Raw genomic sequence first — 26371 nt, forward strand, 5'->3', positions numbered from 1 at the left:
AAGGTTTTGCGAAACCTACGCCTTGCTTGACGCGTTCCCGCCAATACAGCACATCGCCGGCAACGACCGGGTTCACAGGGGAAAGCCAAGCCTATGCGCGTATTGATCGTCGAAGACGAACCGACACTCGGAAACCAGCTCAAGACCACGCTCGAACAGAACGGCTATGCCGTCGATCTCTCGACCGACGGGGAGGACGGCCATTTCCTCGGCTCGACCGAGGACTACGACGCCGTCATCCTCGACCTCGGCCTGCCGGAAATCGACGGGCTGACGGTGCTCGGCATGTGGCGCAAGGAAGGGCGCACCTTCCCCGTCCTCGTGCTGACGGCGCGTGACAGCTGGTCCGACAAGGTCGCGGGTCTCGACGCGGGTGCGGACGACTACCTTGCCAAGCCGTTCCAGACCGAGGAACTGATCGCGCGGCTGCGCGCACTCATCCGCCGCGCCTCGGGCAATACCTCCAGCGAACTGACGGCGGGCGATGTGCGCCTCGACACGCGTTCGGGCCGCGTCACTCTGAAGGGCGAACCGGTCAAGCTGACCGCGCAGGAATACAAGCTGCTGTCCTACCTCATGCATCACAAGGGGAAGGTCGTCAGCCGCACCGAGCTGATCGAGCATATCTACGATCAGGACTTCGATCGCGATTCCAACACGATCGAGGTGTTCGTGACCCGCATCCGCAAGAAGTTGGGTGCGGACGTCATCACCACGATCAGGGGCCTCGGCTACAGCCTCGACGACCCGGCCGACCAGCCGCGCGCTTGAGATGAACGTGCATCGGCCCGACGGTTTGACGGAGGCGCCCGCCGCTACCTCCGCCGCCGCCGGGGACGATGCCGTGACCCTTGCCAGCCCGGTAGCCTCCGGGGCGCCCAAGCGCAGCCTTGCCAGCCGCCTCATGGTCATTGCCGCCGGCTGGATCGCGGTCCTGCTGCTGGGCGGAGGCTTCGCGCTCGATCGCACGCTCACCAATCTCGTTGAGAACAATTTCGACGACCAGCTCGAATACGTCCTCACCGCGATGCTCAATTCGGCGGAGATCGGCCCGGATGGCGAGGTGTTCTTCTATCGCGCGCTGGGCGATCAGCGGTTCCTCGAACCCAATAGCGGGGCCTACTGGCAGATCAGCGGACCGGGCCATGACGACTTCCCTTCGCGCAGCCTGTGGGACCGGGCACTGGACCTGCGCGGCGACCATGTCGACATGGACATCCACACCTATGATTCCTACCAGTTTCCGACCGAACCCCTGCGCGTCGTCGAGCGCACCGTCATCCTGCCCGACAGCGAGACGCGCTGGACCTTCGCCGTCGCTTATGCGCGCGAGGAACTGGACGCAGACATCGCCGAAATCCGCAGCATTCTCTACTGGAGTTTCGCGGTCCTGGGGCTCGGCCTCCTGCTCCTCGCTTTCCTGCAGAACCGCTTCGGCCTCAGACCGCTGCGCCGGGTGCGTCAGGCAATCCAGGACTTGCGAACGACGGGCGCGAACCGGATCACCGATTCGCTGCCGCTCGAGGTCGAGCCGCTGGTGGAAGAGATCAACGCACTGCTCGCCCATAGCGAGAAGCAAGCGGAGGAAGCGCGGACCCATGCGGGCAATCTCGCCCATGCGCTGAAAACACCGCTGACCGTCATCAACAATGCCGCGACCGCGAAAGCGACCGATCTGCCGGATACGGTCATTCGCGAGGCGACGACCATGCGCCGCCATGTCGATCATCACCTTGCAAGGGCGCGTGCGGTCGGTCGCCGGGCGATCGGTCATGCGCGAACGCCGGTCTGCGAAAGTGCCGACGCGGTGCAGCGCGCCATCGCGCGGCTCTATCCCGACGTGCGCTTCGATCTCGACGGCAATCGCGGGGCGACCGTCGCCATAGAGCGGCAGGATCTCGACGAAATTCTCGGCAACATGATCGAGAACGCAGCGAAATATGGCGGCGGCAGCGTGTTCGTGACCGTCGATGCCGAGCCGGAGGCGGCGCAATGCGTCATCTGGGTCGAGGATGACGGCATGGGCATCCCAGAAGAGGAGCGGACGCGCATCTTCAAACGCGGCGCACGGCTCGACACGGACAAGCCGGGAACGGGGTTAGGCCTTGCGATCGTGCGGGACGTCGCGGAAATTTACGGCGGATCGGTGGCACTCGACGAAAGCGAGGATCTGGGCGGGTTGCTCGTCAGGCTGATGCTGCCGAGGGCGGGGTAGCGAACCTTCCGCGGAAAACCATAGCGAGGGCTGTGTTCGATGAGGATAAAACAGGTCATGAAAGAGCTTATTCGTCTCGTCGCGTTGTAGCCTTCAGGACCTACCGACCACGTCGAACCAGTCCCACGACAAAAATCGTCCAGCCGACGATCATCAAAACGCTTCCGAGCATAATTGTCGCCGAAACCAGCCATTCCATCATCGCATCCGCGTTGTAGCCCGCACCGGCAATGGGCAGGGATTCGCTAGCCCCGGTTGCTGCCGATGCCGTGAGACCGAACCACAACAAATACATACCCGCGATGATCGTCCATCGCGCTATCCCGGCAGGTCTTTCGGAGAGGCGCGCTGCGGACAACAGCGCACCTACGATCATCATGGCCATCCCGCTCTGTACGGCAGTGAGATGAGCCGAAAGCGCCATCCTTGGATTGGCGAAGGATTGCACGACCGCGCCTTGCAGCAATCCGATGAGGAACAATACGGCTCCGGCGACGACGAGCATACGCTGATTTGCCGTTAGTATCATTGCGCCGCGCTCAGACGCATGGTCGGCTTCGCTCACTCGCCCCGGGCCTGTTCGTGGTGGCGGATGACCTCGTCGATGATGAAGCGCAGGAACTTCTCGGAAAATTCCGGGTCGAGTTGCGAATCCTCCGCCAGTTGCCGCAGCCGCGCAATCTGCGCCTGCTCGCGTCCCGGATCGGCTGGCGGCAGCTGCGCCTTCGCCTTGTATTCGCCCACCGCCTGCGTGATGCGGAACCGCTCGGCGAGGATATGGATGAGCGCGGCATCGATATTGTCGATGCTGCGGCGGTAGGTTTCGAGTTGCGCGTCGGCCATCTTCCCTCATCCCTCGTTGATCGAGCCCTCGTCCCGGACCCGCCCGTAATTGCCTGTTCCATGCGCGCCATGCAACAACCATGCAGCTATCCGCCCTTGCCAAGGGGCAGGGGCAGCGCCAAATGGCAGGACATGACCGCCGAAATCGTGCCGCTACAGCGCAACAAGCCTACGCTCGACCCCATGTTGTCGCTGACCGCGACGGCGATGAATTCGGTGAATACCGTGATCCTCGACCGGATGCAGAGCGAGATACCGCTGATCCCGGCGCTGGCAGGCCATCTCATTTCCGGCGGTGGCAAGCGCTTGCGCCCGATGCTGACGCTCGCCGGGGCGGAACTGGTCGGTTACCAGGGGTCGCGCCATCACAAGCTGGCCGCAGCGGTCGAGTTCATCCACACCGCAACCCTGCTTCACGACGATGTCGTCGACGGATCGGACCTGCGGCGCGGAAAGGCGGCCGCGAACATTATCTTCGGCAATCCCGCGACCGTGCTGGTCGGGGATTTCCTCTTCAGCCGTGCCTTCGAACTGATGGTGGAAGACGGCAGCCTTAAGGTCCTGAAAATCCTGTCCAGTGCCAGCGCGATCATCGCCGAGGGCGAGGTCGATCAGCTCACCGCGCAGCGCCAGATCGAGACGAGCGAGGAACGATATCTCTCGATCATCGGCGCGAAGACCGCCGCCTTGTTCGCAGCGGCCAGCCGTATTTCGGCGGTCGTCGCGGAATGCAGTGACGCGCAGGAAGAGGCGCTCGACGCCTATGGACGCAATCTCGGCATCGCTTTCCAACTCGTGGACGATGCGCTCGATTACTCCAGCGACGCGGCGGCAATGGGCAAGGATCGTGGCGACGACTTTCGCGAGGGGAAGATGACGCTGCCGGTCATTCTCGCCTATGCGCGTGGTAACGAGGAAGAGCGGGGCTTCTGGAAAGCCGCCATCGGCGGGCACCGGACGAGCGAGGCGGATCTTGCCTATGCCATAACGCTGATGGAACGGCACGACGCGGTCGAGGCGACTCGTCAGCGGGCACGGCATTTTGCAGAGCGCGCGATCGATGCACTGTCGATCTTCCCCGACGGCAAGGCGCGCATGGCATTGTCCGAAGCCGCGATGTTCGCCGTCTCGCGCGGCTATTGATTCGCGCCGGGCGATTGCGGGAAGGGCGGCCCTTTCGACAATATGCGCCCGAGACGCTAATGCGGCCTTGATCGTGAGCGACCTTCCCATTCATGCAGTCCTGCCGGACCTGCTCGCTGCCTTGCGCGAGGATACGGGCGCTGTCCTGGTTGCCCCGCCGGGCGCGGGCAAGACGACGGCGGTCGCACCCGCATTGATCGGTGAAGACTGGTGCGCAGGCCAGGTAATCATGACCTCGCCCCGCCGGTTGGCGGCACGTGCGGCGGCCGAACGGATGGCGGAACTGCTGGGCGAGCCCGTCGGACGGACGGTCGGCTACACGACGAGGCTCGATACGAAGCAGTCGGCGGCGACCCGTATTCTCGTCGTGACCGAGGCCATTCTCGTCAATCGGATCGTCGCTGACCCCGAATTGCCGGGCGTGTCGGCGATCCTGTTCGACGAAGCGCATGAGCGACATCTGGATGGCGATCTCGGGCTGGCGCTGGCATTGGAAAGCCGCGCGGTGCTGAACGAGAAACTGCGGCTGCTCGTCATGTCGGCGACGATTGACGGAGCGCGCTTCGCCCGGTTGCTCGGCGGGAATGCGAGGGTCATCGAAAGTGAGGGGAAAGCCCACCCGTTGGAGGTTCGATGGCTCGGCACTCGCGCGGAGGTTTCGCTCGAGGATGCGATGAGTGACGCGGTCCTGACGGCATTGCGCGAAACCGAGGGAGACCTTCTCGCTTTCCTGCCCGGCGTTCGGGAGATCGAACGGGTGCGCGAGCGGCTGGAAGCACGGCTCGGCGGCGTGCCGGTCCTGCCGCTCCACGGACAGGTCGAACCGGCGGCACAAAGAGCGGCATTGCGGCGCGATACCGAAGGGCGGCGCATCGTGCTGGCCACCAGCATCGCTGAAACCTCGCTGACGCTCGACGGGGTGTCGGTGGTCGTCGATAGCGGCCTAGCGCGGCAGCCCGAATTCGACCGAGCGGCGGGCCGGACGCACCTCGTGACGGTCGCGGCAAGTCAGGCAGCCACCGCCCAGCGTGCGGGCAGAGCGGCGCGGCAGGGGCCGGGTGTGGCCTATCGCTTGTGGAACGAGGCAAGCCATGCGGGGCGTCCTGCCTTTTCCGCACCGGAGGTCGAAACGGCTGACCTTGCTCCGCTCGTCCTGACCTTGGCCGAGTGGGGCACGAGCGATCCGCAGGAACTGGAATGGCTCGATCCGCTGCCCGAAGCCTCGTTGGCCGCTGCCCGGTCCCGCCTCGTCCAGCTGGGCGCGCTGGACGGCGACGGGCGCATCACCGATCGCGGTCGGAGCATTGCCGCGCTTCCGCTCGATCCCGTATCCGCGGCGGCCATTCTCTCGGCAGCGAGGCACGGTGCCGTGCAGCAGGCGGCACGAATGATGCTGCTGCTACAGGAGCGCGGGCTGGGTGGACGAAGCGAGGATCTGGCGCAAAGACTGTCGCGCTGGAACGGCGACCGCTCGAACCGGGCGACAGCCTCGCGGCGGCTTGCCGATGGCTGGGCGGCAAAGGCCGAGAAGCTGGTCACGGAACGAAGCGACGGGCCGCACGACCCGGCCATTCATCTGGCGCTCGCCGCCCCCGACAATATCGCGAAGGCACGAGGCGGAGAGCAATGGCTTTCCGCAGGAGGGCGGGGCTTCAGGCTCGACCCGGCAAGCTGTCTCGCCCGCGCGCAATGGCTCGTCATCGGCGACGCTCAGGGCAAGGCGAAGGACGCGCGCATTACGGCGGCGCTGGCACTGGACGAACGCGATATCGAGGAACATTGCGCTCATCTCATCGAACGGCGCAGCATGTTCCGCTGGAACGAAGACGCTGGTCGCGTCGAAGCGCGGCGGGAAAAGCGTTTGGGCGGGATCCTTCTGTCCTCCGCTCCCGAACCCGATCCGGACCCGGAGGAACTACGTGAGTTCCTGATGCAGCGGGCACTCGAACACCTTGACGATTTGCTCCCGCAAGATCTGCTGGCGCGGGCTCGGTTTCTGGGAATCGAAGCTTTTTCTCCCGACGCTCTTCGCGAAAGCGCGCCATTATGGCTGACGCCGCTGCTCGACGGACGTCGCGACCTTTTTGTCGAACGCGACAGGCTGGTCGCCAGCCTCACAGGCTTGCTCGATTGGGAGAGCAGCCAGCGGCTCGAAAAGGGAGCGCCGCGTCATTTCACCTCGCCTGCGGGAACGACGCATGCGATCGATTATACCGGAGACGATGCTCCGTCGGTAGAACTTCGCGTGCAGGCGATGTTCGGCTGCGATCGGCAACCCCTTATCGGACGGACCCCCTTGCTCTTGAAGCTTACCAGCCCCGCCGGGCGGCCCATTCAGTCGACCCGCGATCTTCCGGGGTTCTGGCGGGGGAGCTGGGCCGAAGTCGCAAAGGACATGAAGGGCCGCTATCCCAAGCATCGCTGGCCGGACCGGCCTTGGGAAGAGCTACCCAGCCTGAAGACGAAGAACGCCTTTGCGCGTTCGGCAAAATCCGATTAAAGGCAAGCCGATGGCAGCACGCATTTACCAGAGAGCCAAAAGCGCAATGCAGTCGGGCAAGGCGCGGGTCGACGAATGGATTCTCGAATTCGAGCAGTCCGAGGCGCGCAAGCCCGATCCGCTTATGGGCTGGACCGGCAGCAGTGATACGCAGTCGCAGGTTCGTCTGACGTTTCCCGACAAGGAAGCGGCGAAGGCCTATGCAGAAAAGCACGGCATCGCGGCGCGCGTTCATCCCACGCCGCCGAAAAAGCTGAAGCTTCAGGCCTACGCCGACAATTTCCAGTAAGCGGACTCCCGTTCCGGCGAATCTGCACCGGGCGCTGGACAAAGTTCTTCTGAAACACCATATGGCGCGCCGGGAGTCGGGTGGACGTTTGCGTTCGCTCACCGGGTCAGGTCCGGAAGGAAGCAGCCCAGGTGAATTGCGACGGGTCGCTCGGCTCCTTTTTCTTTCCCCGCAGACCATGACAAATCGCGCTTCAGGGCGTAGCTAATCGGCATGGACGATTCACCCGCGAACGCGGAACACGATAGCGGCGGACTTCCGTGGAACGATGATTCCGCGCGAGGCGAGCGCGACGACGGACCGAGCGCTGCCGAACTGGAGGCTGCCGGACAGAATGCCTTGTTCGCCGAGGCAGAGCCGACACCTCCGGTGCCCGCTTCTTCTCCAACGCCTGCGCCGTCTCCAACCGCTGCGACGAGCGACGTTGCGTCGACCGCAACCGTCGACCCGGCAACGCCCTATCGCGTCCTGGCCCGAAAATACCGCCCGCAGACCTTCAGCGAACTGATCGGGCAGGAACCGATGGTCCGCACGCTCGCCAATGCGATCAAGCGCGACCGGCTGGCTCATGCGTTTCTGATGACCGGCGTGCGCGGGGTCGGCAAGACGTCGACCGCGCGCCTCATCGCCAAGGCGCTGAACTGCATGGGCCCCGACGGAAATGGCGGGCCGACCATCGATCCCTGCGGCGTTTGCGAGCCTTGCCGCGCGATTGCCGAGGGCCGTCATATCGACGTGATCGAGATGGACGCGGCGAGCCATACCGGTGTCGACGATGTTCGCGAGATTATCGAGGCAGTGCGCTATTCGGCGGTCTCTGCCCGCTACAAGATCTACATCATCGACGAAGTGCACATGCTGTCGCGCAATGCTTTCAACGCGCTTCTGAAGACGCTTGAAGAACCGCCTGCGCATGTGAAGTTCCTGTTTGCCACGACCGAAGTGGACAAGCTTCCGGTGACGGTCCTCTCGCGTACGCAGCGTTTCGATCTCCGGCGAATTCCGACCGAATTGCTGCACAACCACTTTGCGTGGGTCTGCGCGCAGGAGGGCGTCGAAGCGGACGCAGAGGCGCTCGACATGATCGCCGGGGCCGCAGAAGGTTCGGTGCGCGACGGACTCTCGATCCTCGATCAGGCGATTGCCCATGCTGACATGGAAAGCGACGCGGAGGGCGCGAAGGTCACGGCGGAGCGGGTTCGCACAATGCTTGGTCTGGCCGACAAGAGCGCACAGCGGCGCTTGCTCGGAACGATTCTGAAGGGCGATCCGGCAGGATTGCTCGCGGCGATCGAGGACCAATATGCGCTTGGCGTCGAGCCGATCGCACTGATCCGCACCCTCATGGACCTCGTCCACCGCATCACCGTCGCGCAAATATCGGGCGTCCGTGCCGACGCGCCGAGCGCCGAAGAAAGCACCGCTCTGACCGACTGGGCCAAGCGGCTCTCGGCAGGGCAGCTTCACCGGCTGTGGCAGCTCCTTCTCAAGGGTCACGAGGAAGTGCGTCAGGCACCCGAGCCGCTGACCAGCGCGCAAATGGCCCTGTTGCGCATTCTTCACGCGGCAGACTTGCCCGATCCGGGCGAGATGATGAAGCGGATGGAGGAATTGGCAAAGCGCGCGCCCGCACCGTCGACCGACGCACCTTCGACGGGACAGCCCGGGGCAGAGGCTTCGGGTTCGAACAATCTCGAAGAAGACTGGAGGGCACTGATCGAACAGGTCGAGCGATCGGGCCGCCATCACGCCGCCAGCGTCATGCGCCTTCAGGTTCGGCCGATCGCGCTCGGCGAGACCACGTTGAAGTTTTCGCGCGACCGTCGCTATCGCGACGACATTTCCGCTTTGCTGCGCGATGCGTTGTTCGAAGTCACCGGCAATCGCTGGACGCTCGAACAGGCGGAGAAGGGCGGACTTGCCTCGTTCGTCGAGCGGGAGCAGGATGAGGCACGCGAACGCGAAGCCGCCTTGCGCGACGATCCCCTCGTCAAGGCGGTATTCGCAAAGTTCCCCGATGCCCGCTTCGTCGACGAAGAACCCGGCGTATCGGGCGGCCACAACAATTGGAGCAAGACAGCATGAAATCGATGGAAGAAATGATCCAAGCCGCGCAGAAGGCGGCGGAAAGCATTCAGACCCAGATGGGCGAGATGCAGGCGAAGCTGGACTCGATCGAGGTCGAGGGAACTTCGGGTGGCGGCATGGTCAAGGTTCGCTGCACCGCGAAGGGCCGGATGCTCGGCGTCCAGATCGACGAGAGCCTGATGAAGCCCGAAGAGAAACAGATGCTCGAAGACCTCGTGACGGCAGCCTTCAACGATGCGCGCGACAAGGCCGATCGCGTCTCGAACGAACAGATGAAGGAAATGCAGGGCGGCATGGGCCTGCCGCCAGGCTTCAACCTTCCCGGAATGGGCTGAACTTACCGAAGAATTTGCTGCGGCGATGGAACGCGCCACGGCTTTGCTATCCCGAACCCGGGATTGCTGGCGAGGCGCACCAATTCCCCGTCATAATGCGGGTAATGGAGGGCGACGCGGCATTGCGCGGTCCGCGAGGCGTTCCCATATGCCAAGGCAAGACAGAACGGCGCCTGAAATGCGCGCCGGCCAAGCAATTCGACGGACGTTTCTATGACTCAGGCCTACCCCCTTCTTCCCCTTCGCGACATCGTCGTGTTCCCCGGCATGGTCGTGCCGCTCTTCGTCGGCAGGGAGAAATCCGTGGCCGCGTTGGAAGCGGTGATGGAGGGTGACAAGGAAATTGCGCTCATCGCACAACTCGACCCCGGATGCGACGATCCGCAGCGTGACGACCTCTACGATACCGGCGTGCTGGCGCAGGTTCTGCAGCTGCTGAAATTGCCCGATGGCACGGTTCGCGTGCTGGTCGAGGGACACGAGCGGATTGCGCTTCGCGAATTGACGGATTCGGGTGATCTCGTACTTGCCGACGTCGAGATGCTCGAACCGGAAACGGTGTCGGGCAGCGAAGTGACCGCAACGATGCGGCAAGTGATCGAGGCGTTCGGAGAATATGCCAAGCTGAACAAGAAGTTGGGCGACGATGCGGCGAGCGATCTCGGCGACATCGACGATGCCGGCGAACTGGCCGATGTCATCGCGGCTGCGATCAACGTGAAGGTCTCCGACAAGCAGGCACTTCTGAGCGAGGCCGATCCCCTGAAACGGCTCGAGATGGTCATGGCGTTCATGGAGGGCGAATTGTCCGTCCTTCAGGTCGAGCGCAAGATTCGTGGCCGGGTGAAGCGTCAGATGGAAAAGACGCAGCGCGAATATTACCTTAACGAACAGATGAAGGCGATCCAGAGCGAGCTCGGCGGCGAAGACGGCGAGGGCGATGAACTGGCGGAACTCGCCGAGAAGATCGAAAAGCTCGAACTGTCGAAGGAAGCGCGCAGCAAGGCCCAGTCCGAACTGAAGAAGCTCAAGGGGATGCAACCCATGAGCGCCGAAGCGACCGTCGTGCGCAATTACCTCGACGTGCTGCTCGGCTTGCCTTGGGGCGAGAAGAGCGAGGTTCAGAAGGACATCGGCAAGGCACAGGACATCCTCGACGAGGATCACTACGCCCTGACCAAGGTCAAGGACCGGATCGTCGAATATCTCGCCGTTCAGGCTCGCACGAACAAACTCAAGGGTCCGATCCTGTGTCTCGTGGGGCCGCCGGGCGTCGGCAAGACTTCGCTCGGCAAGAGCATTGCCCGTGCAACGGGTCGCGAATTCGTTCGCCAGTCGCTCGGCGGAGTGCGTGACGAGGCGGAGATCCGTGGCCATCGGCGAACCTATATCGGCTCGCTGCCCGGCAAGATCGTGACGAACCTCAAGAAGGCAGGCAAGTCGAACCCCTTGTTCCTGCTCGACGAGATCGACAAGCTGGGTCAGGATTTCCGCGGCGATCCCGCCTCGGCCTTGCTCGAAGTGCTCGATCCCGAGCAGAATTCGAAGTTCCAGGATCATTATCTCGAACTCGATATCGACCTGTCGGACGTCATGTTCGTGACGACTGCGAACAGCCTCAACCTGCCGCAGCCGCTTCTCGACCGAATGGAGATCATCCGGCTGGAAGGCTATACGGAAGACGAGAAGGTCGAGATTGCACAGCGCCACCTGCTGCCCAAGCAGATCGAGGATCACGGCCTTACCGAAGGGGAGTTCACTCTCACTGAGGAAGGGCTGCGCGACCTCATCCGCTATTACACGCGCGAGGCCGGAGTGCGGACGCTGGAGCGCGAGATTGCGCGTCTGGCTCGCAAGTCTTTGCGGAAGATTCTCGAAGGCGAAGTCGAAAGCGTGACCGTGACTCCGGAAAATCTCGGCGACTTCGCCGGGGTGCGCAAGTTCAAGCACGGCATTGGCGAGGAAGAGGCTCAGGTCGGCGCGGTCACGGGCCTCGCGTGGACCGAAGTCGGCGGCGAATTGCTGACGATCGAAAGTGTCACGACGCCCGGCAAGGGCGAGATCAAGACGACCGGCAAGTTGGGCGAAGTGATGAACGAATCGGTCGCGGCCGCATTCAGTTTTGTGAAGGCGCGGGCGCCCGCCTATGGGATCAAGCCGTCGATCTTCCAGCGGAAGAACGTGCATATCCATTTGCCGGAAGGCGCGGTACCCAAGGACGGCCCCAGCGCGGGTATCGGCATGGTCACCTCGATCGTCTCGACCCTGTCGGGCATATCGGTTCGTCCGGACGTTGCCATGACCGGCGAAGTAACCTTGCGCGGACGTGTGCTTGCGATCGGCGGATTGAAGGAGAAGCTGCTCGCGGCGCTCCGCGGTGGCATCAAGACCGTCCTCATCCCAGAGGACAATCTGAAGGATCTGGCGGAAATTCCCGATAACGTGAAAGACGGGCTCAACATCGTTCCGGTCTCTCACGTCGACGAAGTTCTTGCTCAGGCGCTGACCTCCGAACCAGAGCCGATCGATTGGACCGAAGCCGACGATCTGGCGAGCCAGCCGGTGATCGAATATCGAGGGAATCAGCCGACTGCCCATTAAGCGTAACGGGGTCGGATGAGGGCGGCAGGTCATTGAGATCGGCGCCGCCCCCAATCCTTTCGTGCAGAAAGACGGTTTTTCCGCTTAATTTGTCCCGTTTTTGTGCAAGAATGGCGCAAAACTGCCAATAAGTCTTTGACATGAGGGGCGGCAGGCGTTCAAATCCCGCGCATTCGGAACGACAAGACCGAATTGCCAAGAAAGATTCTCAGGGGATACAATAATGAACAAGAACGATCTGGTCAGTGCAGTCGCGGATTCGAGCGGCCTGTCGAAGAGTGATGCCGCCAACGCCGTCGAAGGCGTATTCGATTCCATTCAGAAAGCGCTGTCTAACGGCGACGAAGTTCGCCTCGTCGGCTTCGGCACCTTCTCGGTCGCGAAGCGCAAGGCTTCGACGGGCCGTAATCCCCGCACCGGTGAACCGATGACCATCAAGGCATCGAACCAGCCGAAGTTCAAGGCCGGTAAGGGCCTCAAGGATTCGGTCAACTAAGCATTTCGTAAGAAATGCCGCGCATCGACAGGATGCGCGTATCGAGCAAATAAAGAAGGAGCCACATCCGGGACGGGAGGTGGCTCCTTTTTTCCCACCCGTCGAACGTAAGTAGATCAGTCGGACGGGCGCGTCGCGATTGCGTAAAGCGCGACAGCTGCGGCATTCGACACGTTGAGGCTTTCCATCGCCGCAGAGATCGGCAGTTTGGCGAGCGCATCGCAATGCGCTTCGATATTCTGGCGCATCCCTTCGCCTTCCGCGCCCAGCACCAGTGCAACTTGCCCGGCCGGCAGCGCTTCGGCAAGCGTCGCTTCGGCATGGCCGGTAAGGCCGATCCGCCAATATCCGGCTTCCGCAAGTTCTTCGAGCGCGCGTGCGAGATTGACAACGCGCACCCAGGGAACGGTTTCGAGCGCGCCGGAGGCCGACTTGGCCACGACCCCGCTTTCGGGGGGAGCATGGCGGTCCTGCGTCACGATGGCAGCCGCATCGAAGGCGGCGGAAGAGCGTAGGATGGCTCCGAGATTGTGCGGGTCCGTTACCTGATCGAGAACAACGATCGGTCCTTCTTTCCCCTCTTCCGCGAGGATGTCGGAAAGGTGAATGTCCTCGAGCGCAAAGCAATCAAGAACCAATCCCTGATGCGGAGCGTCGCGTGCGACGAGGCGTCCCAGATCGGCGACATCGGCGAATTCGACGGGAAAATCGGGAGGGAGATCCCCATCGAGCGAGGCAATGCCTTCGCGCGTCGCCCACAACTTGCGATGCTGACGGGCAGGGTTCTTCAGCGCAGCCTCTACGGCGTGACGGCCCCAGAGGCGGACCTGGCCCGGACTTGCGCGACCGCTGCCGCGGCCTCCTCGCATCCGGCCGGCCCGGCCTCTCAATGCGCGTTTCTTGCTGGGTTTGTTCATGGTTCGCGCTTTCGTCGGACAAAGTTTCGCGCCTCCTGCCAGCACGCCCATTGACAGGCAAGCATCGCTTCGCCAAAGCGGCCCCTCTCGGCTGGAGGCCCGCATGAAACCGGGCGCGCTCTTGCGTTTATCTTGAACGTCGCACCAGTGGACAGGTGGCCGAGTGGTTAAAGGCAGCAGACTGTAAATCTGCCCGCGCAAGCGTACGCTGGTTCGAATCCAGCCCTGTCCACCACCGCCCTTTCTTTCAGCATCTATCAGCATCCCCAGGAATCCGTGGAAACCCTTGGGTTTCTGCGGTATATTGCACCTATTCCGTCCCCACGCGGCCATCGCGATCTACCCTTATCCGAGGCCTAGTGTGGGGAAGGTGTGGGGAAAGAACTGCGCTTCCCCACACTTGAATATTCCGGAACAGCCTGCGGAGATGTGGGGAAGGAAATGGGCAAGCTCACGGCGGTGGCGGTCAAGGCAGCTTTGGCGAATCCCGGCACGTATCAGGATGGCGACGGTCTTTTCCTCAAAGTTGGGAAAACCGGCTCCGCTTCATGGCTGCTTCGACTCCAGCAAGACGGCAAGCGGCGGGACATTGGGCTTGGAAGCGCCAAACTGGTCACGCTGGCGGATGCTCGGGAAAAAGCGAACGGGCTGCGCAAGGCCGTGAAGGTCGAAAAGCGCGATGTTCTCACGGAACGCAAGGACGAGGCCGCCGCCAAGGTCACCTTCCGCGAAGCCGCCACCCAGTACCACTCTGAAAACGAAGCAGGCTGGAAGAGCGACGTCTACACCCGCCAGTGGCGGGCCAGTCTGGAGAACTACGCCTTCCCCAAACTGGGGGACATGCCGACCGGCAGCATCACCGCGGCTGACATAATCGCGGTCCTCACCCCGATCTGGCAGGAAATCCCGGAAACCGCGCGCCAGGTGCGCAATCGGATTTGCGCGGTGCTGGATTACGCGCATGCCAAGGGCTGGCGATCGAGCGAAGCTCCGTCGGGGAACAGCAGTCTGAAGGCCGGTCGCGGTCTCCCCCGGCAGGTAAAGCAAACGCAGAACCGCAAGGCGATGCCCTACGTCGCTATCCCATCGTTCATGACCGCACTGAGGCGCAAACCATCCTTTGGACGATTCGCGCTCGACCTCCTGATTCTGACCGGCACGCGCTCGCAAGAGGTTCGGCTGGCGACGTGGGAGGAATTCGACCTAGACGAGCGCCTCTGGACGATCCCCGCCGAGCATATGAAGCGGAGCAAAGCCCACGTGGTCCCACTTTCCGAAGCCGCGATGGCGGTTCTTGCCAAAGCGGATGCCCTCCGGGTCGAGGGAGCCGAAGTGGTCTTCTCCGGGGCGACCGGCAAAGCAATGTCGGACATGACCCTGCTCAAGGTGCTGCGCGACATGCAGGAGCCCTTCCACGTCCACGGCTTCCGCTCCGCTTTCACGGACTGGGCAGCGAACGAAGGTTATCCGGATGCAGTGGTTGAGGCGGCACTGGCTCACAAGACGCCCGACGCGGTGCAGGCTGCCTATCGCCGCACCACCTATCTCGGCACCAAGGAAAAGCCGGGTGCGCGCGTGAAGCTGATGGAAGCGTGGGGAGCCTATTGTTCCGGGACAGCCATCCCGGACGGACCTTCCGACGCAGCCGGCTAGCGCATCCCCGCGCAACGGGAGAGCCACCATGGCGGCTGGCGCGCATGGCTTACGCCATGCCGCCTGCCCTCCGGCGAGGATGGGAGGGGGAGGGGAAACCGCAAATCGATGCCCTGGCGCGGGCCAGCGGGCGCAGCCCGCCACCCGGGGGCATCTATTTGCGGTTTCGGGAACGAGAGGGCGAAGCCCTTGGCGTTCCCACGCCAAGGATCGCATCCGCGATCCGCACAAAGGGGGTACCCTTGCAACGGAGCGAAGCCGCCGGATGCCCTGCGCGCGCGGTCAGTGCGCCAGCGGGCGTCCGGCAATGAGAGAGGCAAGACTGCCTGCGGGTTAGCTCAAGAACGCCGCGCCCTCAGGAGCGCGCAGCGCGGGACAGAGCGTGTCCTCCAGAAACTCCCACTCAACTTGAACTTGCTCCTGATCGTCACCCGAATGGGCCGGGACTACAGGCCCGGTCGGCGAAGCGGATAGAGCAGGTCGCCCGCTAGGGAAGCCCGCCCACAATTTGGCCTGCGGTCAAAAAATAGCCGCTTTGCGCCCTCTAATCGGTCGTTGAAGCGGCGAGCCGCCCATCCCGAAAGGGGTCGTTCGTCGTCCTGCCACATCGGGGCGCCGAGCGGCTGTTTCGGGGACAATCCTGCCGTTCCAGAGCGATATATCGAACGGCAGCTTTCGCCAGAAGCGGACATCCAGCGGTTGCCTGACCAGCATCGCAGACCGACAGAAAATAGGGCCGCTGAGAGGCCGTCCGTTTTTAGGCAACCTTCTCGACATAGCCCCCATTTCCAATCAGCCGAACCGGAAATGTTCGATCCACAGTAGCCTGCTGTCTGCCTCGAGCTTCTTGTTTCGGGTAAGCGTAGCAAAAATCTTGATGAAGACTTGGCGCAGTTCCCCTACGTGAACGGCGACCTGTTCAAAACATCGACGCGCATCCCGGACTTCAATCGCTCGATGCGAGAAGCTCTGCTAGAAGTTTCCGCCTTCGACTGGTCCCCTATTTCGCCCGCAATCTTCGGATCGTTGTTCCAGTCCGTGATGGACCGAGCAGAACGGCGACGGCAAGGTGCGCATTACACAACCGAGAAGAACATCCTTAAAGTCATCGGGCCACTCTTTCTCGACGAGCTGCGGGCCGAATTCGAACGGCTAAAGGCCCTGCGCATTGCGAAAATCGCAAGGCTCACCGAATTTCAGGAAAGGCTGAGCAAACTGCGATTTCTCGATCCTGCCTGCGGTTGCGGCAACTTCCTCGTCATCGCCTACCGCGAGCTTCGCCTGCTCGAACTCGATGTCCTGACCGAGATATTTGCGGGTAAAGACCAGCTCATCCTAGACGTCTCGGCTCTCTCGAAGGTTGACGTCGATCAGTTTGCGGGCATTGAGATCGGCGAGTTTGCGTCGCGCATCGCGGAAACGGCGATGTGGATGATGGATCACATCATGAATTCGCGGCTCTCGCTCGCATTTGGCAAGAGCTACGTTCGCATACCGCTTAGGAAGTCGCCTGTGATCCGGCATGACGATGCTCTGGATGTGGCGTGGGAAAGCGTTCTGCCGCCTGCGGAATGTACGCACATCCTCGGAAATCCGCCTTTCATCGGGCATGCATTGCGCGACGCTGATCAGAAAGCCGGTATGCACCGGGTCTGGGGCCGCGACGGTCAAGTCAACCGGCTCGACTATGTTACCTGCTGGTTCAAGCTCGCGACCGACTACGCGCAGAAGAATCGCGCAATCAGAATCGCCTTCGTTTCGACGAACTCGATATGTCAGGGCGAGCAGGCTTCAATCCTGTGGCCCCAGCTTTTCCGGTCGGGGGCGAGGATTTTCTTCGCCCACCGCACGTTCGAATGGCTCAGCGAGGCACGAGGCAAAGCAGCGGTTCACGTCATCATAGTCGGACTCGATTTCGACCGTGACGGATCAAGGCAGATATACGACTACGACGATGTGAAGGGCGATCCTCACATGTCGATCGTTCCGCAGATCAACAGTTACCTAATCTCCAGCCCGCAAATATTCATCGCTGCACGGAGCCGCCCGCCCGCAGGTATGCCCAAGCTATTCCAAGGCAGCAAGCCTGCGGATGGCGCACGGCTCAAAGGGCCGAACGGCAAATACGTCACGACGAGCAACCTGATCCTCGACGAGGAAGACCGGAAAGCTGCGCTCGCCCGCGATCCGGGCATCGCAAAATGGCTTCGCCCATATGTTGGCGGGCAGGAGCTTATTTCCGGCAAGTGGCGATGGTGTCTTTGGCTGAAAAACGCCACTCCGGCGGAGCTGAAATCTTCGCCCGAGATTCAGGAACGCCTCGCCCGCGTCAAGCACGGGCGGCTGAAGAGCCCAACGGACAGCGTTCGGGAATTTGCGGCGACGCCCTGGGTCTTCACGCAGGACCGACAGCCGTCATCGTCCTATCTGGCGGTCCCCGAGGTGTCGTCGGAGACTCGAGAATACATCCCCATCTGCGTTCTCGATGAGAATGTGATCGGCAGCAACAAGCTCCTGATCCTGCCAAAACCAGAACTCTGGATCATGGCGTTGCTGACATCGGCCATGCATATGGCTTGGATGCGGACGGTCGCAGGCAGGCTGGAGAGCCGCTACAGCTATGCGCCAAACGTCTATAATTCCTTCCCGTGGCCCGTCGTGGATGATGCCGACAAGACAAAGCTAGAGGCCTCAGCGAAGGCTATCGTCGCCGCGCGGGAAGCATGCGCCCCCGCGACGCTGGAGGACATGTACGATGCGGGGGGCATGCCGGTGGAGGTGCGCAAGGCGCACAAAGCGAATGACCGACTGGTAGACAGGCTCTACCGAAAAGAGCGTTTTGCCACCGAGCGCGAAAGGGTTGAGCATCTGTTCAACCTGTTTCAGACGCGATCTGCGCCGCTCGTGGTTGCCAGTAGGAAAGAGAAGAGGAAGTCCGGCAAGAAATCCTGAGCGCCCAATTTCCGTATGCCAACCTTCGGCGAGACTCGACGGAATGAATGTGCGTGAGGCCGATGTAGAGCTTTGAAACTCTAGTTGGCTGTGACGTGCCCCAAGCTGCCGAACCAGTCGTCCATTGGCGTCCTCTCAAGCGGACCAATACTATCTGGACCGCCCGACGCCCTGCCGTCGAAACTGCGATCAGGGGAGTTTATGGATGGCACTATTTATAGCAAAGCCAATTTTGTGGAATCGCAACGGCTATCAGGAACCTTCGGGCGTCAGGGCCACCAGCGGCTATCCGAAGAAAAATGGTTTTGGCCACGAGGAGTGGAACAATGCGCCGGCGCTCAGATATAAAGAAGATGGCGTCGATTGGCGCATCTTCCATACCGAAGGCGTGGGCAACGCCCCCGTTGCTGAGGAAGCCGGAAGAACCATCCTATTCCTCTACGCATCGCACGACGGCGTGCAGGAACTGGTCGGCATCGCAGCGAACGCCACTTGCCTGATCGACAATTCGAAAGAACGAAAACGCCTCACCCGTAAGCTGGACATCGCGCGGCTCGGCGACGAGGCTTGGGCGATTCCGAGTGTTCGCGCATGTCATGGCGGCAAGCGAGAGCGCTTCGACAAGGTCTGGAAGAGAGACCTTGAATGGATTCCGAACTGGCGCTGCCCCGCCGACAGCTTCCTGTGGCTCGACCGTCCAGCGCGGATCAACCCGCATGCTGTGCGCGGCACCTCGAAACTCCTGACAATGTTCAACAGCTTCACCGAACTGAACGATGCTCAGGCCCTTCGAATAATGATCTCGGTGCCCGAGGCTGATCGGTCGCCTATGTGGCATCGCATCCGGTCAACAATACTCGCCGTCGATGAAGGCATTATCAGCGGCGACATCAAGACGATCGAGAAGCGTAAGGACGTGGGACCGACAACCAAGAAACGGCTGATCGATTCCCGGCTCGGCCAGGGACGGTTCCGGCGGGACGTTGAACGGAAGTGGGACGGCCGGTGTGCCGTGACCGGCTGCGGCGTATCCGAAGTGCTGCGCGCCTCGCACATCCTCGCTTGGTGTGACAGCGACGACCATGAAAAGCTGGACGGCAACAACGGGCTGTTACTGCGCGCCGACATCGACGCGCTTTTCGATCGCGGGCTGATCAGTTTCGCCGATACGGGCGATATGCTCATCGCTGATCGGTTGAGCCCCGCAGACCGCCGACTTCTCGGTGTTCCTCAACCGTTGCGGCAACGCCCGTCGGTCAGCCAGCGCGGCTATCTCGCGCGCCATCGTCAAGATTGGGGTTTCTGATGGAAAATGCGCGATGACCGAAACACCCGAAGCGCAGCGGGTTAGGGAAATTCTTGCCGAAGTGCGCCCCCTCGCTGGCGAATATTACCGGCTAACCGGCAAACCGCTAGGGGTGACCGGCGAGATCGCCGAATATGTCGCCGCCGAAATCCTCGGCCTCGAACTCGCTCCTCCGCGCACCGAAGGATATGATGCGATCCGCAAGACCAGCAATGGGTCCCAGCGCATTCAGATTAAGGGCCGGGCCTTTGGAGACGGATCAAGCAAGAGCCAGAGAATTGGGAAGATCAAACGCGACGCGCCCTGCGATTCGGTGATGCTTGTTCTCATGGACAACCGCACCTTCGACCCGCGCGAAATCTGGGAAGCGACCTCCGCCAACGTCGAAATCGCGCTGGCCCTGCCTGGCTCGAAATCGCGCGAGCGTGGCGCACTTTCTGTAACGGCATTCAAAAGAATTGCGGTCCGGATATGGCTGCCTTCCTGATTTTAGATCGGCCAAGTATGTGATTTAGAGATGGTTCTGTTGCTGGGCCGGATCGGGACGGTTCGGTTCCGACCGACAAGGTGCGGAAAGCGTACATTCAGCTGGCCACCCGGTCGCAAATAGGCGCCTGGTCCGTTGCTTGTTTTAGCAACGAGGAACCACAGCATCAGGGCATCGGATACCAGCGCAGGCCTCTAAAGCAATTGTTCGCCACAACCGCGTTCATGCGGCCATCGCGCTCCGGGTGGCTCTTGAAGAACAGGAGCCGCTCCCGGATGCGTTCGAAACCATCCTTCTCCTCCTCGTTCGAATTGGAATCGATCAGATGATCGGCGACGAGTTGCGCGATCACCGACATCATGTCCATGTGAGCCGACGGGATCCTCACCTTGCTTGCTGCCCCCGTCGCGCACATCGCATCCTTGTCGAGAGCTAGGTTCGTTCCGAACAAACGGTTCAGCTCCTGCAGGTTGGCGGCCACCTCTGTGGGGTTCGAGGACAGCTGAGCGTGGTAGAGGGGGTGCCCCGGCCTGGTGGGGTCGCAGTCGTAATGGAGCGCGAGCAGGTGATCGACCTTGCCCGCCTTTGAAGTGTGAAAATACGAGATCCTGGTGCTAAACCAATGGACCAGGGGCTTTCCTGTCTTCTGCTCGGTGTCGAAGACTATGGTCCCGGACAACGCGACATAGAGGCTCGCCTTGTCATCCCCCGCAGCGCGACGCAAACGCAGACCGGTGATGGGGAAGTCGAAGGTCAGACCTTCATGCTCGTTGCGCACCTGATAGAACGAACGCGGATCCGTCGGCCTTATCTCGCAGCCCGGAGCAATCACCGGAACGCGGGCGATGACCTCCTTCAGGGCCGCCTTCAGCTCCTTCTGGAGCTTCGATCTCATGCGTTGATCGGACACCTACAGACCCAAGAGTGGTGCATGCCTGTCATAATACTCCCGCTCGACGCGGCAGAGATGCGCCCCAGTTGGGATCCAGCTCGAAGAGGTCGCCGAGCAGTCGGGCCGATCACAGACCGTTCGGTCCGTATAGGGGCAACGGAAGCCCCCGCGACTTCCCCCGCACCCTTCTCGCTGACAGCCATGCGGCTTCGCGCCCAATACCGCATCGACTATCCTGCGCCGATAGATGTCATCGCCCGGATCGCCATCCTCTTCCTCGACGTCGTGTTTCTCGGCGAGACCTTCGAGCGCTTCATCGATGTCATCCTGCCAGAAATAGGCCGTCCGTCCGCCGAACGGTCCTTCGTACTGGGCTTGCGCGAACAGCGCCTCGAGTTCCTCCTGCTGCTCGTCGGCGCACGCCAGGTAGGAGCACAGCGTCAACCCATCCATGATCGGACCGGCGAACGATAGTATACCGTTCTTCAACAGGTGGCCGATCATGTAGATCTCGAGGCTACGAATGGCCTCCGCCTCGCCCAGTCTCTCTTCGAGAGCCTTGATCGTGGCCGCAAAGGAACCGACGTTGCGGGCGGAGTAGAGCGAGAAGCTAGCTGCCATGTCGCCACGGCCGAGTACATCAGCCAGCGTACGCGCCCAACCTTTCCTTCCCGCAGCCTCCGCCTGCGATATGCGTGCCGCCAAGTCGTCGAACCCGGACGCTATGTCGAGGATCTCTCCAGCAGCGACTTCGGGATCCTCGCTAAATCGGAAGAGGAAGAGGTCGGGCTCCTCAAGGTCGATCGGCTTGCGCGAGTAGTTGCCGACCGGGATGGCCATCTTGCGACACGCCGATACGACAGCTCCGCTGCGGAATCCGTGGGCTCCCCCATCATCGAGGGCGTGATCGGTGGCGACGAGGATCGGACGCGTCTCCAGCCGACGTCCCAGCGCCGCTTCGTACTCGGTTCCCTCCTCGCCCGGCAGCCACGGCTCGATCGTGAAGCGCGTGCCTCCGACTGCCTGCGAGAGAGCAGTCAGTCGCTTCTCCATCTGGGCGGGCTCGTCCTCGATCAGGAGGATCGAGCGGGTTCCTTCTTTTCCATCACTCATCGTCTGTCACCCCGGGAAGCTGCACCTCGACACACGTGCTGAAGCCGGGTGGCGGGTCAACCAGATCGGCCTTCCCACCGAATGCGGCCGCACCGCGGCGCACAAGGGCAAGACCGAGGCCTATTCCCGACCCGAGCGGGTCTGGGTTGCGCCGATCCGTCGTCGTGAAGAGAGGATCGAATACGAGCGGTCGTATCGGTTCGGGGATCCCTTCCCCGGTATCCGACACCTGCATCGTGTGCCTTCCGCCCTCATTCCAGGCCCTGAAGACGATGCGTCGATCCTTGGTCCGCGACCGCGACAGCGCCTTCAGTGCGTTGCTGTAGAGGTTCTGCGCGATGCCATCGTAGAGCGATGGCGGTACCCGCGCTGCGATCACGTCGGCCTCGACGTCGACCACGACTTCGATCTGCCTCTTGCTGGCGTACTTGCCGAATGTTTCGGCGACATGACGAAACCTCGGCGCGGCCTTGTAGGGCTTATCACTGGGAGTGCGGGTCCCTTCGACATAGGCACGCGAATATTGCACGAACGACCGCAGCGTCTCGATATGGCCTTCGAGGGCCTCGGCGTTCTGGGCGAACCGGGGATCATCCTTCGCAAGCGCGAGCAGTTCCTTGCGTGCTTCACGCAGTTCCGCGAGGGCGACGCCGAATTCATGGGTCATGAAGCCGGCCACCACGCCGAGAAGGCTCATGATCTCGAGTTGCTGTTCCTTCTCGCGGCTCCCGGCCTGTTGTCTCTCGGTGCGCTCCTGTGCATCCGAGAGGACCTCGATCAGCCGGTTCCGATGCTCCTTGCTGAGCGTCTGGTCGGCATCGATCTGCGCGATTGCTGCTCGGGTCTCGGCACGCAGGTGCTTGAGTTCCTCCTCCGCCCTCCGATCGGCCTCCCGCAGTGTGATCTCGCGGTCCGCGAACGCGATAGCCTCGACCGCGGTGCGGACGATCTGGTAGAGTTGTTCGGACGCCGCATTGACGAGGAAGCCTTCACGGTCGGCCGCTGCGATGAGGCCCTCCTCTCCGCCATCGGACTCCCTCGTGCCCGAGACTTGGACCACCCCGATGAGCTGCAGGTTGGCCGGCAGTCGCAGCATCCAGTTGAGCTTCGGCGCGCCTTCCACCTCTTTTGTCATGGGGTAATGGCGGGTCATGACCTGCGAGCGGGGCTTGCGGTGGTTGGTCGCGTTGTCCTTGGCTAGATCAAGCCAGTCGTCCCCTTCCATCCCGTATGGCCGCACCTGGAAGGCACGATCGAAGACCTTCACACCGTGATTGTCCCTCACCCAACCGTAGGCTTTGCGACCGTCGAAACCGGCATCAGCGAAAAGACCCTCGCGGCGCGGGAAGAAACGAATGTCGGCCGAGAGCCGGCCTAGGAGCGAGTTCATCTCCTCCTTGATGACGAGATAGGGCTCTTCCTGCCCCTGCCGGAATACCGTGAGCTCCAGCCTGTCGTCTTCGAAGAGCACTTTCGATCGAAGGAAGTAGTGATCGAGCAGCCGCATGGCTATGTCGATGTCCTGGTCGCCCTCATTCGACACGAGGGCGAAACCCGGATCCTCGTCGTCGTCGCCCGAGGGGTTTTCAAGGAGCGACCTGATCGGCGAGACGACGCCCATTGAACCCGTGCGTAGAGCCTTCCAATCAATGTCATCAACGACCGGACGCAATTCGCTTATGAGCAGGCTCGTCCCGGGGGCCGTGGCCTCGTTGACCTCGGCCAGCTGGTATGGGACCGTCACCCGGCCGAGATCCTCCTGCCGGTCGAATTCGCGCCAGTCGAACTGGGCAGTCAGCCGCGTCGTCTTGCCGCGCGCCGGATCGTGAGCGACGGAAGTCAATTCAAGTCGGTAGCCGAGATACCGTACGGCGAAGCGCCCTATGCCCTTTTCGCCCGTGATCGGCCGACCGAACCTGCGGCTGGCAGGGTTCTTTCCCTTGGTACCGGTGCCGATCCGCATCCATCCGTTGCGAAATTCAGCAAGGGTCATTCCGTGGCCATCATCTCGGATGAGAATGGCATCATTGCCTCGTAGCCGGATTTCGCAGGTACGGGCATCCGCATCGTAGGAATTCTTCACGAGCTCAAGGAGCGCGACTTCGGGCTCGCGTACCAGACGCTCCCCCAGTTCCCTGATGAGCCGGCTCTCGATCGAGAAGGCGAGTTCGCCCTCTTCGATTAGGTTGTCCGGTGGCGACGGAACCTTGACGATGGCCTCGCTCATGCGTCGGTGAGCTCGGCAAGGACCCGGTTTAACTGACCAATCTCGCACTTGAAAAGGCCATTGGCATGGGGGACAATCCTTGGACGAAGGTCAGTCGCAGAGAGCTTATTTACGAAACGTCGCGCCTCTAGGGCCGAGAGGTTATGAAGTCCTGCCACCCCACCGACTGCGCGAACTGCAAACTCATTGACCGTACACTTGGGAGAATGGCCCTTGAAGCAGGTGGCGATTAACGCGGTCGGTACTTCGGGCATCTTATATTCCCACCAATTCGCTCGTTCATTGCATGTCGCTGTGTCGTGAAGCACTGGATCGATAGAATCGACGTAGGCTGACCAGTTGGGCGACGTGCTTTCTCGATCAGGTACGAGCAGCCAGCATCTCTGTCCAGCCGACCTGTAGTAGCGCTCGAATACTTCGCAAGTGAGAACATTGACTTCGCGCGGCAGGTGCCGCAGCGAAGTGATACATGGCACGACATCCACGCCGCACCGCAGCCCATGGCGTGCTCGTGTGCTCTCGGTGAGTACAAATACCTTCTGGGTACCTGGGCTCACGCCGCGTCGGATACGTCCGGCCGGGCGGTCGCCGCGACCCTCACCATAGGCGATCATCGCCTGGTCGGTGCCTGTCGGCGAGACGATCGCACGCTCCGCACCTGTCCTGTCGAGTTCGAAATAGCGCCAGCGACCCGAGCGATCGCCCTTGTCCACAATGGTGATCGACGATGTCGTCAGCACGCTCTCGAACGTCCTGTCGCAGAGCCTGTATACGTCGACGCTCCAGCCCTCGTCGATTATTCGTTTGCGTAGGGCGGCGGCCGAAGGGCGGCTGGTCCACTCGAACGGAACGACCAATGCACAAACGCCGTCTGTCGAGGTGATCTCAAGCGACTGCACGAAGAAGTAGAGCCAAGCGTTGGCAAGGCCAGAGATCTTGATTCCTGACCGCCTATTCAACTTGGCGGCGATCTGCTCGCGCCAACCTTCGGGCAGATCTTGGTTGCGCACGAATGGAGGGTTGCCGATGCACAAGGACGCTCCGCTGATAGGTGCGGAGAACGCGCATTCGTGCCGGATTGTCGCATTGTCAGGCAGCGTCGACGATCCGAACCGCTCGGCATCGATCTCGAATCCGATGTAGGAAGAATATCTCCCGGCTTTCGCGAATCGACCGTCACCAGCGCCGAGGTCGATCACTAGATCGTAATGTGGTCTCTTCTCCAGTACCTTGCGCCAGGTGGCATCCACCAGATCAGAGGGCGTGTCGATCTGGCAGCGTCCGAGATAGGTATTGATGTCCGGTGCCGACCATGGGCCAGCGATGTTCGTGATCGTGGGCTGAGCGTTCATCTAATGCGCTCCGCTGCCTGAAGGAATTCCTGAGGGTGCGAGCTTGCCAATCGGTCGAAAGCGGCGCGTCGCTCGACCTCCTGCGCTCTCCCGAGCTTCGTACAGACAGTGCGCAGCCGGCGCCTGACCGCCTCGCGCTCCCTGAAATCGATACCGACGAAGGAGTAGTCGTGCAGGACGGGGCCCGGCTTATAGTTCGTCCACAGATACTCTTTTACCGGTCCCACGTGCGTCTGAACTGTGAGTTCGGTCACAGTCCAGCCTTCCAGCAGTCTATCATACAAATCACTCGGGTATCCGCTTAAAATAATCCGGGCTGGTATCGCACTGAGTACCGCGAGCAGGCGCTCGTGATCAGCTGCATCATAGTCGTGCCGGTAGACCCGTGCGCGGCGCCTGGTGTCTGGAACATAGGGCGGATCGCAGTAGACGAGGGTATCCTGGGTGATATCTAGAGCCGGGAGAATCTCGGCGGCATCGCCTTGGATAAGTTCGAACCCGTGATCCTCGCACTTAGTCCAGCGGTCGATGACCATGGGGTCGATTTCGATTCCGATGTTGCGGGCTGCGGGCCGCTTGTTTCGCATCACGGCTCCGGCTCCGAGATGCGTCTCGATGTAGGTAGAGTGCGGAGGCATTAGATTGATGACGTGGGGGTAGGCCTTGCCCTTGCCTCCTGGGTAGGGTCGAGGTTGGTTCTTGGGTGCCATCAACGGATCATCGCAGCTTTCAGCGATGATTGCACGCGAATAATGAAGATAGGCTTGAGGTGCTTGCAGGGATAGCTCACCCCGGCTGCTGTGGTGCCCTGTGCATAGGCGGTTCCTTAGTTATCCGCGTCACTGCATGCGGTAATCGCCTCTCCGGTCCGACAGCGTATTGGCTTGCAGCTTCGTTGCGATGCTGCACTCACCATTCGACCCTCATCGCAACTACGCCAACAAGCCAACGTCTATGCGACA

21 protein-coding genes, 1 tRNA gene and 1 other RNA gene are annotated in these 26371 nt (G+C 61.7%); 15 read left to right on the plus strand and 8 right to left on the minus strand.

The features are described from left to right. Positions 1 to 93: 93 nt before the first annotated feature. On the plus strand, positions 94 to 771 hold the full coding sequence (locus GRI38_RS02645) for a response regulator transcription factor (RefSeq protein WP_160681428.1): 678 nt from the start codon (positions 94 to 96) through the stop codon (positions 769 to 771). A 1-nt stretch (position 772) separates the two neighbouring features. After that, positions 773 to 2215 (plus strand): sensor histidine kinase, encoded by a 1443-nt coding sequence (locus tag GRI38_RS02650; RefSeq protein ID WP_160681429.1) that lies wholly within the window; start codon positions 773 to 775, stop codon positions 2213 to 2215. Between the two features lie 100 nt (positions 2216 to 2315). Here GRI38_RS02650 and GRI38_RS02655 read toward each other — a convergent pair whose 3' ends face one another. Both GRI38_RS02655 and GRI38_RS02660 read right to left on the minus strand, forming a co-directional pair. Then, positions 2316 to 2744: a hydrogenase gene (locus GRI38_RS02655; protein WP_160681430.1), complete on the minus strand. Its 429-nt coding sequence runs from the start codon at positions 2742 to 2744 to the stop codon at positions 2316 to 2318. Positions 2745 to 2776: 32 nt separating this feature from the next. Then, positions 2777 to 3058 carry a chorismate mutase gene (locus tag GRI38_RS02660; RefSeq protein ID WP_160681431.1) on the minus strand — a complete coding sequence of 94 codons (282 nt, stop codon included), beginning with the start codon at positions 3056 to 3058 and terminating at the stop codon, positions 2777 to 2779. A 132-nt stretch (positions 3059 to 3190) separates the two neighbouring features. Between GRI38_RS02660 and GRI38_RS02665 the strand changes: the two genes are divergently transcribed. The 8 genes from GRI38_RS02665 to GRI38_RS02700 all read left to right on the plus strand — a co-directional run bounded on the left by GRI38_RS02665 (position 3191) and on the right by GRI38_RS02700 (position 12510). Further along, positions 3191 to 4201 (plus strand): polyprenyl synthetase family protein, encoded by a 1011-nt coding sequence (locus tag GRI38_RS02665; RefSeq protein WP_160681432.1) that lies wholly within the window; start codon positions 3191 to 3193, stop codon positions 4199 to 4201. A 73-nt stretch (positions 4202 to 4274) separates the two neighbouring features. Next, positions 4275 to 6701 carry an ATP-dependent helicase HrpB gene (gene hrpB, locus GRI38_RS02670; protein WP_337191227.1) on the plus strand — a complete coding sequence of 809 codons (2427 nt, stop codon included), beginning with the start codon at positions 4275 to 4277 and terminating at the stop codon, positions 6699 to 6701. A gap of 10 nt (positions 6702 to 6711) precedes the next feature. After that, positions 6712 to 6990, plus strand: a complete 279-nt coding sequence (locus GRI38_RS02675; RefSeq protein WP_160681434.1) for an ETC complex I subunit — start codon at positions 6712 to 6714, stop codon at positions 6988 to 6990. A 69-nt stretch (positions 6991 to 7059) separates the two neighbouring features. After that, positions 7060 to 7154, plus strand: an RNA gene (ffs, locus tag GRI38_RS02680) — signal recognition particle sRNA small type. A gap of 49 nt (positions 7155 to 7203) precedes the next feature. Beyond that, on the plus strand, positions 7204 to 9075 hold the full coding sequence (locus tag GRI38_RS02685; RefSeq protein ID WP_160681435.1) for a DNA polymerase III subunit gamma/tau: 1872 nt from the start codon (positions 7204 to 7206) through the stop codon (positions 9073 to 9075). Continuing rightward, entirely contained in the window at positions 9072 to 9413 is a 342-nt protein-coding gene (locus tag GRI38_RS02690) for a YbaB/EbfC family nucleoid-associated protein (protein WP_160681436.1), read from the plus strand. Before GRI38_RS02685 ends, GRI38_RS02690 begins: the two co-directional genes overlap by 4 nt. A gap of 213 nt (positions 9414 to 9626) precedes the next feature. Further along, positions 9627 to 12014 carry an endopeptidase La gene (lon, locus tag GRI38_RS02695; RefSeq protein ID WP_160681437.1) on the plus strand — a complete coding sequence of 796 codons (2388 nt, stop codon included), beginning with the start codon at positions 9627 to 9629 and terminating at the stop codon, positions 12012 to 12014. Positions 12015 to 12237: 223 nt separating this feature from the next. Further along, complete coding sequence (locus tag GRI38_RS02700) at positions 12238 to 12510, plus strand: HU family DNA-binding protein (RefSeq protein WP_160681438.1); 273 nt, start codon at positions 12238 to 12240, stop codon at positions 12508 to 12510. Positions 12511 to 12626: 116 nt separating this feature from the next. On the opposite strand, the gene rlmB is transcribed toward GRI38_RS02700, so the two are convergent. Then, positions 12627 to 13427, minus strand: a complete 801-nt coding sequence (rlmB, locus tag GRI38_RS02705) for a 23S rRNA (guanosine(2251)-2'-O)-methyltransferase RlmB (protein WP_160681439.1) — start codon at positions 13425 to 13427, stop codon at positions 12627 to 12629. Positions 13428 to 13576: 149 nt separating this feature from the next. On the opposite strand from rlmB, the gene GRI38_RS02710 reads away from it, so the two are divergent. The 5 genes from GRI38_RS02710 to GRI38_RS02730 all read left to right on the plus strand — a co-directional run bounded on the left by GRI38_RS02710 (position 13577) and on the right by GRI38_RS02730 (position 19825). Further along, a tRNA-Tyr gene (locus GRI38_RS02710) sits at positions 13577 to 13662 on the plus strand. A 206-nt stretch (positions 13663 to 13868) separates the two neighbouring features. Beyond that, positions 13869 to 15080 (plus strand): tyrosine-type recombinase/integrase, encoded by a 1212-nt coding sequence (locus GRI38_RS02715; RefSeq protein ID WP_160681440.1) that lies wholly within the window; start codon positions 13869 to 13871, stop codon positions 15078 to 15080. Positions 15081 to 15965: 885 nt separating this feature from the next. Beyond that, positions 15966 to 18032, plus strand: a complete 2067-nt coding sequence (locus GRI38_RS02720; protein ID WP_160681441.1) for a class I SAM-dependent DNA methyltransferase — start codon at positions 15966 to 15968, stop codon at positions 18030 to 18032. Between the two features lie 124 nt (positions 18033 to 18156). Continuing rightward, complete coding sequence (locus tag GRI38_RS02725; protein ID WP_160681442.1) at positions 18157 to 19338, plus strand: HNH endonuclease; 1182 nt, start codon at positions 18157 to 18159, stop codon at positions 19336 to 19338. Positions 19339 to 19351: 13 nt separating this feature from the next. After that, complete coding sequence (locus tag GRI38_RS02730; RefSeq protein WP_160681443.1) at positions 19352 to 19825, plus strand: DUF6998 domain-containing protein; 474 nt, start codon at positions 19352 to 19354, stop codon at positions 19823 to 19825. A gap of 166 nt (positions 19826 to 19991) precedes the next feature. Here the strand turns inward: GRI38_RS02730 and GRI38_RS02735 are convergent, their stop codons facing one another. Genes GRI38_RS02735 through GRI38_RS02755 form a run of 5 tightly spaced genes read right to left on the minus strand, consistent with a single transcriptional unit; the run spans position 19992 to position 26119 of the window. Next, positions 19992 to 20735 carry a hypothetical protein gene (locus tag GRI38_RS02735; protein WP_160681444.1) on the minus strand — a complete coding sequence of 248 codons (744 nt, stop codon included), beginning with the start codon at positions 20733 to 20735 and terminating at the stop codon, positions 19992 to 19994. Continuing rightward, on the minus strand, positions 20736 to 21830 hold the full coding sequence (locus GRI38_RS02740) for a hypothetical protein (protein WP_160681445.1): 1095 nt from the start codon (positions 21828 to 21830) through the stop codon (positions 20736 to 20738). It lies immediately after the preceding gene. Continuing rightward, positions 21823 to 24057: a sensor histidine kinase gene (locus tag GRI38_RS02745; RefSeq protein WP_160681446.1), complete on the minus strand. Its 2235-nt coding sequence runs from the start codon at positions 24055 to 24057 to the stop codon at positions 21823 to 21825. Before GRI38_RS02745 ends, GRI38_RS02740 begins: the two co-directional genes overlap by 8 nt. Then, positions 24054 to 25409 (minus strand): Eco57I restriction-modification methylase domain-containing protein, encoded by a 1356-nt coding sequence (locus tag GRI38_RS02750; RefSeq protein ID WP_160681447.1) that lies wholly within the window; start codon positions 25407 to 25409, stop codon positions 24054 to 24056. The genes GRI38_RS02745 and GRI38_RS02750 overlap by 4 nt, the downstream gene beginning before the upstream one ends. Then, entirely contained in the window at positions 25406 to 26119 is a 714-nt protein-coding gene (locus tag GRI38_RS02755) for a DNA adenine methylase (protein ID WP_160681448.1), read from the minus strand. Before GRI38_RS02755 ends, GRI38_RS02750 begins: the two co-directional genes overlap by 4 nt. Positions 26120 to 26371 lie beyond the last annotated feature (252 nt).

Source organism: Parapontixanthobacter aurantiacus, assembly GCF_009827635.1.
In the GTDB taxonomy this organism is placed as follows: domain Bacteria; phylum Pseudomonadota; class Alphaproteobacteria; order Sphingomonadales; family Sphingomonadaceae; genus Parapontixanthobacter; species Parapontixanthobacter aurantiacus.